The following is a 10,835-nucleotide window of genomic DNA, read 5'->3' as shown; positions in this document are numbered from 1 at the left end:
GAATAAGCCACCCCACCAGCACCTGCAAGTTGCCCAGTACCCGAACTAAAATAAGGAGTAAAAGAATATTGAAATTTTCTTTCAAATAAAGAGGCATTCTTAAAGTTAAAACCAAATAAAACCTTGTCATAAGCATTGAAATTGAAGCGCGGATTCACATAAATTTCGTTATATTCAGGATTCGGGATATCTTTAAAAACCTTGAGTTTAATTTTTTTTCTGTTAGCAAAAAATCCTTCGGTGTATAAATAATTATCGCGGAAGTTTTTCTCGGGGAAAATATAACCGTCGTTAATGATGATTTTTTCAGCATTCGATTGTGGGATATTATAATCTACAATCTTTTTTGAATCGTCGGTATCAAACCAAAAAGTTTCCTTTTTACCAGATTCTTCTTCAGTTTCAAGTTTGAAAGGAATCTTTTGGGTGGTGTTTTTTGATACCTTAACCTGAAAGTTATCGCCAGTTTTAGTAAAACGTTTTAACTTAAAATTCACCCGGTTTTTTTGTTGAATAAATTTTTCTAAAAAATCAGACGAGTATCCTGATGCCAAGGAAAGTTCATCTAAAAATACTTTTTGATCAACTGGTTTCCCCGAATATTGAGTTAAATAATCCTTCAGAAAATCATCAAAATTCTCTTGACCCATTTTCTCTGCGATAAAGGAAAAAAGACTTCCTGTCTCAAAATGGCTGATCGCAGTGGCATTGAAATTACTTAGATTTTCAAAAGGTTCATTGATTTTTTGATCCAGATTCTGGTTAACGATGTATTGGTAAGCCAGTCCGTATCTTTCGCTGAGTTTCAGTTTAGAAACCTGCATCAATTTTAGCGGTCGCATGCCGAAAAAATTTAATTGATCTGGCAAATCTCCCAAGAGCTTTTTATCCTGATAATAACGGTCGATATATTGAATCTCCAGATAAGTCTTAAATCCGTTCAGCAACCAATGGTCTTTGCTTTTATCAAAAATAGCCATTCTTTGCACAATCGATTTTGATAAAATACTGAAATAATGAAGGTCGGTTTGTTCATTTTCTTTAAAAAGTTGATAATGGAATTTCCAGAATTTGAGGTCATTGATTCCGGTAAAACCTTCATCTTTTCTAAATTTTTCGCTAATGAAAATTTTCGTCGGAAGGTTTCCTATTTTATTTTTTATGAAATGAAGTTGCAGCGGAAGATAGAATTCTAAACTTTGTTTTTTGGTTGGTGTTAATGGATAGCCGAAGTCGATTTCAATTTTTTTGCCATCTACTTGGGTAATTATTTGTTCGGTTTTTTCTTTAGAAATGAAGAATTCTGGATCTTGATTTAGTTTTCCTTCAAAGGAATTGGGCTTCATTTGCACCAAATTACTTTCTGCAAAATAATCTTGCGGAAGTTCAAAAGTAACATTCCAATAAACGTCAGGACTTTGATTTTCTTCAATATTTCGATAATATTTCGGATTTTGATTATCGTCTTCGAAACGATCAGGGACAATAAAAAAATATTTTAAAGAAAATTTTTGGTCTGCAAATCCATAACCGGTAAATTTTTGGTCAGGAATATGGAGGATGTATTTTAAGGATATTTTTACCTGTTCCCCTGGTTTCAATTCTTTAGAAAGTGGAAAATAAATATTTTCATCATGCCCCGAAAGGTATTCCCAATCCAAGGATTCAATTTGCAATTCCGCAGTATTTCCTAATTCTTCACGTTTGGCAAAATACATTTCGTTTTTTCGATTTTGTATGCTACGGGAAAGAAGTGGTGTGTTTTTATTTTTATAGGCTGAAATCCAATTAAGGAGTTTTATCTTTTTTAAAGGTAATGAAGTGTTATTGTAGTAAATAATTTCTTGGTTAACAGAAATCAGATTGCTATTTTCAGTTATTTTTGCAGTAATGTTGATGGTATCCTGCTGTGCAGAAATTCCAACAAAAACTAAGAGAAACAAGAGGGTTGTAGAATATCTTTTCATTTTCAATCGTAGCTCAAATATAACGATGTTTTTTAAAAATTAGTGCTATTTTTTGGTATTTAGAAATAATAAGTAATTTTGATAATCTTTAAATAAAGTACCAATTGAAACGATTTGGATTATTATTGCTGTTAATTTCATTTCAAAATGTGTTTTCTCAAGTAATTGAGAGCACGATGCCATTGGTCATCGATGAATCGAAATCTACGATCCGTACTCGTTTCACTCCACCAAAAGGTTTTTCTTGGATGAATGAACAGCCCGGAAGTTTCAGCGAATTTCTGAATAATTTTCCGCTTCATCCTCCGAATTTTCCGGTGAGAGATTTTACAGGAATTCCGATAAATCAGCAGCAACACCATGTTGCAATCTTACGGATTGATGTCGGCGAGAAAAACTTACAGCAATGTGCAGATGCTTGGATTCGCCTCTACGCTGAATATTTATGGTTAAATAAAAGATTTGATGAAATCGGATTTGAATTTACAAGTGGACAATTTTTTCCATGGAACGATTTTAAAAATGGAATTAGAACTAAAGAACTAAAGAATAAAGTAAGTTTCACAAACACAGGAAATGTCGATGACTCCTACGAAAATTTCCAAAAATACTTGGAACTTATTTTCAGATATGCAGGAACGATTTCTTTGGATCGGGAATCAATTCCTATTAAAAATAATGCTGCTATTCGAACAGGAGATTTTTTAATCAAACCAGGAAGTCCTGGTCACTCGGTGATTATTGTGGGCGTTGCCAGAAATATATCGGGTAAAAAGTTATATTTATTAGCTGAGAGTTTTATGCCTGCGCAGGATATTCATGTTTTGGTCAATCACAGAAATCCACAACTTTCACCTTGGTATGAACTCGATGTTGATGTGCCAGAAACTGTTACTGCGAAATATATTTTCAAACCAACTTCCATTAAGAGATTTCACAACTTAAAGTAAAAACGGAAATCTGGTTTCCCAAACTTCCGTTTTTTAATTATTAATTTAATGCACTAGAAATTGTTAATCGCAATTTCCGTCAATATCACAGCTTTCTCCGCCGTAAATAATCTGTAAACCTTTATCACCTGCAGAAAACTCTTTCCAGGAATTCTCTAAAACCTCTGTAAATGCTGCTGGAGGTTGCGCTCCGGAAACTCCATATTTATCATTAATCACAAAAAACGGAACACCGCTTATTCCCATTTGTCGCGCCAGCATCATGTCTCGGGTTACTTCCATTCCGAAGTCGTCTGAAACTAAAGCTTCTTTTATTTCATCTTCGTTTAACGAAACCGATTTTCCGATTTCAATTAAAGTAGCTTCATCATCGATGTTTTTTCCATCGATTAACTGGGCTTTAAATAAGGCTTCTTCTGTTTCGTTCGCCAGATTTTTGGTTGCTGCCAATTGCAATAAAAGATGTGCTCGGTAAGAATTTGCTATTTTTTGATGGTTAAAATTAAATTCAATTCCGGCTTCTTTTCCTGCTCTGGAAACATGATTGTGCATTTCTTTCGCTTGCTCGGCAGAAACCCTTTTGGCTTCGGCGAAATATTCTAAAGGATTTCGTTCAGGTTGTGTTTTCAAGTCAGCATCGAGTTGAAAACTGTGCCATGTTACTTCAATCTTTTCTTTATCTGGAAATTGTTCCAAAGCTTTTTCGAAATTCTTTTTTCCAACATAACAAAACGGACAACGAATGTCGCTCCAAATATCTACTTTCATAAAGTGATGATTACTAATTAATTTATAATGAAACAAATTTAAGATTTAACCTATTCAAATGAATTGATATAGGATAAGTTCTTTAATTGGTTTTGAAAAATTATAAGGACGAAAGATAAGCATTCCAACCTGCGATTTTATAACTTAAAGCAGATTTTTCGACGTCAGCAGATTTATAAATTCCGCGACCTACAATAATGAAATCGGTTTCTAATTGGGTGAAAGTGTGTTCTGGTGTGTTGTATTGCTGCCCTTTTCCGTCGCCAGAATCTGCCAAATTTATTCCTGGTGTGAAGAGAAGCAATTCGTTCGGGATTTTATTTTGAGAAACTCCACCAAAAACATTAGGATGAGACAATGCAATATTGGTGGCTTCTTCGCGATAATGAGCATCGGTTAAAGTTCCGTTCGAAGACATTCCTAAAATGGCAACAATTCCTACATTTCTAAAACAATCCAGCGATTCGTAACCTGCAATAACTTGTGAGGTAACGAAATCTGCCCAAGTTGAAATTTTATACATTCCGTGGGTAAATTGTAATTCCTGAGTATTTCCGATGTCGGCAAATTTGCGATCTTCCATTAAAAGGAAGTTGTATTTGGTGGCTAAATCTTTTAAAGGTAAAATCGTTTGGTCATGATCGAAATCCAGTAAAATATCAATATGCGTTTTCAATGCAACGATGTGTGGGCCAACTTTTTCAGCCAAAGCTAATAATTCCTGAGTAGTAGTAACATCTGCGGAAACAATAAGATTCGAATTTTTCTCAATCGCAATTTTCAGTAATTTTTGAGCGACCGAATGATCGCAAATTTTTGATTTTTCTTCGTAAGAAATTCTTTTTTCTTTTTCAAATTGAATTACATTTCCAGCGAGAAATTCATTAATTCTTTCTACTTCATCATCTGTTAAATGACCTTCTTCTTTCAAAATCGCACAAACTTCGGAAATTGTGAAAAGTGAATGAACACGGAAACCTTTACTTTCCAATATTTCTCTTCCACCTTGTTGCCGGTCCAGAACCACCACAATATCAGAAACGGTAATTCCTTCATTCTCGATTTCTGGAATCGTTTCCAACAATGAAGTGCCAGAAGTAATCACATCTTCAACGAGTAAACAGTTTTGCCCGGAAGTGAAGATTCCTTCCAATATTTTCTTTGTACCGTATTGTTTGGCTTCTTTCCTTTTAATAATTAAAGGCAAATAACTTTCCAGAGACATCGCTGTAGCCATCGGAAGTGCTGCATAAGGAACTCCACAAATGAGATCGAAATTATCCAAAGGAAGCATATCCAAAAGATAATTGGCGAGTTTCTTCAGAATTTTGGGATCTGATGCAAGTGGTCTTAAATCAACATAAAACGGACTTTCAATACCGCTTTTTAAGGTAAACCGACCGAATTTGATAATGCCTAATTTATAGCATTCGAGAAAAAAATCTTTTTTACTTTCCATTTACTTTTTACTTTATCACAAAGTTAAGGTTTTCAATGAATTTTCGGGGAGTATTGAAAGGTTAAAAAGTATTAAAAGTGGGAGCGTGGTAGCAATAATTCTTGTATTGCAACCAAAACGTTGCGAACTCGAAGGATTCGGGCTTTCAATTTTTGTTTTGCAGACAAAACGCAAACTTCATTATTAAGAATAGTATTTCTATTCTGTTTTTTCTATTTGAGAATTTTGTCCGCTTGCAGTAATTTTGCCTTCTACGGTTAGTAATCCTGGGTTTCCGCCTTGTTCTACAATATAAGAAGTTACATGGTCGCCGTAAGTAGCGATGTTTCCTTTAATGGTAATGTTTGTTGCTGCGCCGCCGTTTTTTATACTCAAGGCATAAGCAGGCAAATCAATATAAACCCCTTTTACCAATGAAGCACCGATAGAACCGTGCGTGGTTACATCTCCATTTACGGTAAGGGTTCCTATCTTTTTACTTATTTGTATGCCCACAGAGCCGTCGCCAAAAGTTTCAATCGATTGAAATGAAATATTGTCAACTGTTCCGTCATATTGATTGTAGCCTCTTGCACCAAGTCCATAAGTTTGTAGAGGTGCATTTACGGTAAAGTTCTTCACCATACCAAAATTCACAAAACCAACACCGCTTGGTCCGTAAGAAATGATCGGTGCATTGCTCGTCCAATCATCCACACTTCCCCAAACGTCTAAAACCATATCGTTTACTCCATAAGTAATTACTTCGCCATCCGTTATCACTTCATTGGCGTGCGCGCCATACAGTATGAACACGCCGCCGGTGATATAATCTGCAACACCCAAAGGTATTTTTCCGTTAGAATAAATCGCTTTAGTATGCAGTTTTGAAATTTCTGTTCTGCCCCCTTGGTCGCCAAAACCCGAAATAAAAACGCCACAACCAGAAACGGGAGCATTCTTTCTTCCGATACTTAAATTGCTTACTGCAACCGAAACAAGACTGTCCACATTTGGATTAATATTATAAATCGTCAATGCGCCTTGCAGTACATTTACTCCATACTTTTGTGGTTGCTCCAAATAATGTCGAGCGTCTGCGGAATGAATATCCAGATTATTAATGATGATGTTTGCTTTCTCAACACCAACCCTTGTAATAATAGAAACTTGCCCTTTTACCAATAAATTCTCAAAAGTAAAAGTCCCCAAATCTTGTTGAACAGTCGTGTTAAAGATAGCTTTATGATGGGTAGGAACATCAATGTTGAGGTTTTTCACCGAATTGTTGGCACTTACCCCAATTCCGTCAGAATGTTGAAAAGAAAGCAAGGGTAATTCTCCATTTTCCTGAGGTTGACCGTTGAGGTTGACTCCTTTTGGCAATATAATGCTGTAATTACACAAGATGCTTCTGCTGATGGTGATGTCTTTTTCTCCATTCTGAATGCCAGAAACAAGGTCGTCGAAAGTGTTGACGGTCATGGTGTTTCTTTTTTTAGTTTGGTGATTAATTTATAATGTATAGTATTTTTGCTTTGCATCAATTCTCTTGCCATATTACCAAACCGATGTGGGGATTCACTCTTTTTTTTCTTCATCAGTTACAGTACTCAATTGCATCAAAAAACGCTTTCAGTTTCTGGGGGACAAGTTTGCCGTTCGTCCGCACACTGCTGCAAAGGTCGAGTCCAAATGGTTGACAAAGAAGATGAAAGCAAAGTAATAGAGATCATAACCAATCAGTCGTACTGGTCTGCAAGAACGATTGTCGACTTGTACAAAAAAAAGTTGGGACATTGAATTTTTTTTCAAGGCGATGAAACAAAACCTACAAATCAAAACCTTTTTAGGCACAAGCGAAAACACAGTAAAATCACAAATTTATGTTGCATTGATTAGTTATTTGCTGCTCGAACTCATCAAACGGTTTTATTGTAATAACAAAAACAGCTTTCAGCAACTTCTGTGAGAAAATCCAAATATGTTTGATGCACTATCTTACCTTGGATTACATCTGAAACGAACTAAAACCCGTCGTAAAAGAAGCCAAAAAAACGCCACAAAATATACTTTTCGGTAGAGATAATTTCGTCCTACAAACAAGTATCTCCTTTTAAACCAGGGTTTTCAAGAAATTTTTACTCTTTTTATAAGAACTTTCTGATGGCTGTGATTTGTTATAATGTTTTGAGATTTTTTTTCATTACCTCCGTAACTTCCTCATTTCTGGTAAGCATCAATTGATTAAAAGCCAGCAGAGAAATCTTTGCACAAACTTCAGCATCAGCACCAGCTCTGTGGTGATTAAATTGAATATTGTGCTGTTCAGCCAAAGATTTCAATCCATATTTTGGTAAACCTTTCCATGATTTTTTGGCTAAAGAAATACTGCACAAATAATTCAATTTTGGTTTAAAAAAACCATAATAATCCAGACAACTTCGCAAAACTCCAGCATCGAAACCAGCGTTGTGAGCGATCATCAAATTGCCGTACATTAATTCTTGGGCTTCATGCCAAATCTCATCGAACGTCGGTGCATCCTCAACTTCTTTAGGAGTAATCCCATGAACTTCAATATTCCGAGGATGAAAATATGGAAAACTTGGCGGTTTGATAAGCCACGTTTTTGTAGAGACGATTTCTCCATTTTCTACCACACAAATTCCCATTTCACAAGCGGAATTTCGTTCATGAGTTGCGGTTTCAAAATCGATGGCACAGAAGTTAATCATTTGAGGTTTGATATTATTTGCATTAAACAGTAAAATATTAGCATGAGCAAAATACATTCGCTTTTGTGGTTTAAAAATAAGCAGCCAAATCAGTGAAAAAAAAAGTTTTCATTCTAAAATTTTCTTTAATTCAATGTTAAATTCTTCAAAAGAAGCCAAATCATCATGACTTCCACCTTTTATTTCAATGAATTTTTTCGAAATTTCTGGATTTGTTTTTTCGAAAATTTCAAATAATTTTTTTCCCGATTTCAGCGGAACAATAAAATCTTTCGTTCCATGAAAATGATAAAGTGGAATTTTTACTTTCAAGATATTTTCATTCGACAGAAAATGATAGTTCATTTTTGGCGAAACACGATCAGTCACTTTCTTTGGCAACCAACGGTTTACAATATCCTGAAGATTAAAAAATGCAGCTTCTAAAATTAAAGCTTTTGGCTGATTTTCGGAGGCAACTTTAATGGCAAAAACGCCGCCCAAACTTCTTCCGTAAACCACAATATTTTCTTCACCATAAGTTTTTTTTGCAAAATCATAAATAAATTGCGCATCAGAATAGAGCAACTCTTCATTTCTCGGTCCGGAACTTTTCCCATAACCACGATAATCCATCACCAAAACATCGTAACCAAACTGGGTAAATTCACTGGCAATTTTTCCCCATCGGTGAAGATTATCGGAGTTTCCGTGAAAGTAAAGCAGCACTCCTTTTGGATTTTCAATTTTGAAATGAAGCGCATTAATTTTTCCTTCAAACCGCGTTTCCCAAAAGTATTCTTCGAATTTTTTATCAAAATCGAACTCGTGATGATCGGGTAAAATTACGGGTAAAAAAACTACTTTTTCCTGAAAATATTTAATGATTTCTGACATGGCGCAAATTTAAGAAAACTAATTTTTTCGGTGACTTTCATTCATGCTCGTTTTATTCATGTCGATAAAAACTTTTCGCTCCTCAAAAATCTCTTCCATTGCGCGGTGATATTCCTCAAACTGATGAATATTAATATGTCCGGCTCCCAAAATCACATAAAGCTTTGTTAATTTCGGGTTAATTTCCGACAAATCAATTGCTGTTTTAATCGGAACCAAATTGTCGTCGGAACCATGAATTATTTTAATGGGACAACGCACATTTTTCAAATAATGAAAAGTCGGAATATTGTAGCGCAAAAAAGGTTTTGCAGGCATAAACGGAAGATAACGATGAATAGCGCGCAAAAGCGAGTAGAGTGGAGAAGTGAGAATCAACATTCGCGGATTGTTTTTGGCAGCCAATCTTGCGGCAAATCCGGAACCTAAAGATCTTCCATACACGATAATTTTATCTTCGGAATATTCTTTTTTCACGATGTCATAAATGAATTGCGAATCGCGTTTCATGGCTTCAACAGTACGTTTTCCGGTGCTTTTTCCAAAACCACGATAATCCATCATGATGACTTCGTAATTTAATCTTGTGAAATCAATCGCAAATTTCCCCCAACCTTTGATGCTTTTGGTGTTTCCTTTCAGATAAATCACAACACCTTTCGGATTGTCCACTTGAAAATGAAGGTAATTTATTTTTGCGCCAGGTTCTGGTTCCACTGTCTTTTCTTCGGCTTTTAAATGTTCATAAGCGAATTTGAAATCGGGAGGAAGTTTTTCTGGATGAAAAAAAAATCTGTGCTGAAAGAAATAAATAAGTAAACCCAAAATCAGGATTACAATTACAGCAATGCTCAGAAGAAAGTAAATATCTATTTTCATATCAATGATATAAATGTAGATAAATTTATCAGAAATATTGAATTTATCTTAAAGAAAATGCTTAAAAATCAACCATTTCGATTGATAATAAGAGTTTATTTGTTTTTTCTGACGAAGTTTCAAAGTTCCAAGAAATTGTGCATAAAATCCGAAATGCGCTCTCACAACCGCCCAAAGATGCGGGAAACCAAACTTTAAACCGAAATAAATTCCGGCAATTCCATCCAAACATAATCGGAAAAATAGCAACCAAATCAATTTTGGGAAAGGAAGGTTTTTCAGCATCATCGAAAGATTATTCCGAATATTGAGATACGTTTTTTGTGGACTTTGTTTATTTAAAGTTCCGCCACCAACATGATAAACAGTAGATTTTCCGGTATAGAAAATTTTCTTTCCTGTGTTTTTCAAACGCCAACACAAATCGATTTCTTCCTGATGGGCAAAAAATCTTTCATCGAAACCATTTTGCTTCCAAAAATCTTTCGAACGGATAAAAAAGCAACAACCAGAAGCCCAGAAAATCTCGGTTTCATCGTTATATTGTCCGTTGTCTTTTTCTAAATTTTCAAAAACCCTTCCGCGACAATATGGATAACCCAAGTTGTCGATTAAACCGCCTCCAGCTCCTGCAAATTCGAAATAATCTTTTCGGTTATAATCTAAAATTTTCGGTTGAATTGCAGCAATATTTTCATCAGTTTGAAATAAATTCAGAACTGGTTTCAGCCAATTTTCGGTAACTTCAACATCAGAATTCAACAAACAATATATTTCGGCATCAATTTTCTTTAAACCTTCATTGTAACCGCCTGCAAAACCGTGGTTTTTTAAATTCTGAACGATTTTTACTTCTGGGAAATTTAATTGTAGAAAATGGATAGAATCATCTGTCGATGCGTTATCAATCACATGAATTTCGGCGTTTTCGGAATGAGAAATCGCGTTGGGAAGAAATTTTTCTAACCAATTTTTTCCGTTCCAATTTAATATGACAATGGCTAAATTCAATTTTAATAAGGATTAATTTTTGGGTTCCATGAATTTAATTGCACTCTGGTATTTCCATCTTCTGTGCGACCAAAGATAATTGTCGGGTCTTTTATTAATGGTGTTTTCTAATAAATGATGAAATTTCTTAACGACTTCGTTTTCAACAAATTTTTCTCCATCAGGATAAATTCTGTAATAATTGATCTGATAGTAACCTCGCTTCACT

Annotated in this window: 9 protein-coding genes and 2 pseudogenes; 2 read left to right on the top strand and 9 right to left on the bottom strand. The window is 35.0% G+C overall.

Annotation, left to right across the window (positions count from 1 at the left end):
• The coding region (locus WBY99_RS06240) for an aminopeptidase (protein WP_423975470.1) at nucleotides 1-1,967 on the bottom strand (1,967 nt) is incomplete at its 3' end.
• Nucleotides 1,968-2,116: 149 nt separating this feature from the next.
• Between WBY99_RS06240 and WBY99_RS06235 the strand changes: the two genes are divergently transcribed.
• Nucleotides 2,117-2,917: a DUF4846 domain-containing protein gene (locus tag WBY99_RS06235; protein ID WP_423975469.1), complete on the top strand. Its 801-nt coding sequence runs from the start codon at nucleotides 2,117-2,119 to the stop codon at nucleotides 2,915-2,917.
• Between the two features lie 63 nt (nucleotides 2,918-2,980).
• Here the strand turns inward: WBY99_RS06235 and WBY99_RS06230 are convergent, their stop codons facing one another.
• The 3 genes from WBY99_RS06230 to WBY99_RS06220 all read right to left on the bottom strand — a co-directional run bounded on the left by WBY99_RS06230 (nucleotide 2,981) and on the right by WBY99_RS06220 (nucleotide 6,608).
• Nucleotides 2,981-3,685, bottom strand: a complete 705-nt coding sequence (locus WBY99_RS06230) for a DsbA family oxidoreductase (RefSeq protein WP_423975468.1) — start codon at nucleotides 3,683-3,685, stop codon at nucleotides 2,981-2,983.
• Between the two features lie 100 nt (nucleotides 3,686-3,785).
• Nucleotides 3,786-5,144, bottom strand: coding sequence for an orotidine-5'-phosphate decarboxylase (gene pyrF, locus WBY99_RS06225; RefSeq protein WP_423975467.1), 1,359 nt, complete (start codon nucleotides 5,142-5,144; stop codon nucleotides 3,786-3,788).
• 198 nt (nucleotides 5,145-5,342) lie between these two features.
• The gene (locus tag WBY99_RS06220) at nucleotides 5,343-6,608 is read right to left on the bottom strand and encodes a hypothetical protein (protein ID WP_423975466.1); all 1,266 of its coding nucleotides are present in this window, start codon (nucleotides 6,606-6,608) and stop codon (nucleotides 5,343-5,345) included.
• Nucleotides 6,609-6,809: 201 nt separating this feature from the next.
• Between WBY99_RS06220 and WBY99_RS06215 the strand changes: the two are divergent.
• A pseudogene (locus tag WBY99_RS06215) lies at nucleotides 6,810-7,243 on the top strand (transposase); the annotation flags it as partial.
• Between the two features lie 60 nt (nucleotides 7,244-7,303).
• On the opposite strand, the gene WBY99_RS06210 reads toward WBY99_RS06215, so the two are convergent.
• From WBY99_RS06210 to WBY99_RS06190, 5 genes and pseudogenes are all read right to left on the bottom strand, one after another.
• The gene (locus tag WBY99_RS06210; protein WP_423975465.1) at nucleotides 7,304-7,861 is read right to left on the bottom strand and encodes a 3'-5' exonuclease; all 558 of its coding nucleotides are present in this window, start codon (nucleotides 7,859-7,861) and stop codon (nucleotides 7,304-7,306) included.
• A gap of 108 nt (nucleotides 7,862-7,969) precedes the next feature.
• Nucleotides 7,970-8,737, bottom strand: a complete 768-nt coding sequence (locus WBY99_RS06205; protein WP_423975464.1) for an alpha/beta hydrolase — start codon at nucleotides 8,735-8,737, stop codon at nucleotides 7,970-7,972.
• 18 nt (nucleotides 8,738-8,755) lie between these two features.
• On the bottom strand, nucleotides 8,756-9,616 hold the full coding sequence (locus WBY99_RS06200) for an alpha/beta hydrolase (RefSeq protein ID WP_423975463.1): 861 nt from the start codon (nucleotides 9,614-9,616) through the stop codon (nucleotides 8,756-8,758).
• A 48-nt stretch (nucleotides 9,617-9,664) separates the two neighbouring features.
• Nucleotides 9,665-10,627: a glycosyltransferase family 2 protein gene (locus WBY99_RS06195; protein ID WP_423975462.1), complete on the bottom strand. Its 963-nt coding sequence runs from the start codon at nucleotides 10,625-10,627 to the stop codon at nucleotides 9,665-9,667.
• Between the two features lie 12 nt (nucleotides 10,628-10,639).
• Nucleotides 10,640-10,835: pseudogene (locus WBY99_RS06190) on the bottom strand (lipid A biosynthesis acyltransferase); the annotation flags it as partial.

It is taken from the genome of Kaistella sp. (assembly GCF_049588135.1).
Taxonomy (GTDB): Bacteria; Bacteroidota; Bacteroidia; order Flavobacteriales; family Weeksellaceae; genus Kaistella.
This window is presented reverse-complemented; position numbering and strand designations above follow the sequence as displayed.

Bases quoted from the DNA above. Each gene is read 5' to 3' on its own strand.
- WBY99_RS06230 (WP_423975468.1), bottom strand. From the start codon at position 3,685: ATGAAAGTAGATATTTGGAGCGACATTCGTTGTCCGTTTTGTTATGTT.
- pyrF (WP_423975467.1), bottom strand. From the start codon at position 5,144: ATGGAAAGTAAAAAAGATTTTTTTCTCGAATGCTATAAATTAGGCATT.
- WBY99_RS06220 (WP_423975466.1), bottom strand. From the start codon at position 6,608: ATGACCGTCAACACTTTCGACGACCTTGTTTCTGGCATTCAGAATGGA.
- WBY99_RS06210 (WP_423975465.1), bottom strand. From the start codon at position 7,861: ATGATTAACTTCTGTGCCATCGATTTTGAAACCGCAACTCATGAACGA.
- WBY99_RS06205 (WP_423975464.1), bottom strand. From the start codon at position 8,737: ATGTCAGAAATCATTAAATATTTTCAGGAAAAAGTAGTTTTTTTACCC.
- WBY99_RS06200 (WP_423975463.1), bottom strand. From the start codon at position 9,616: ATGAAAATAGATATTTACTTTCTTCTGAGCATTGCTGTAATTGTAATC.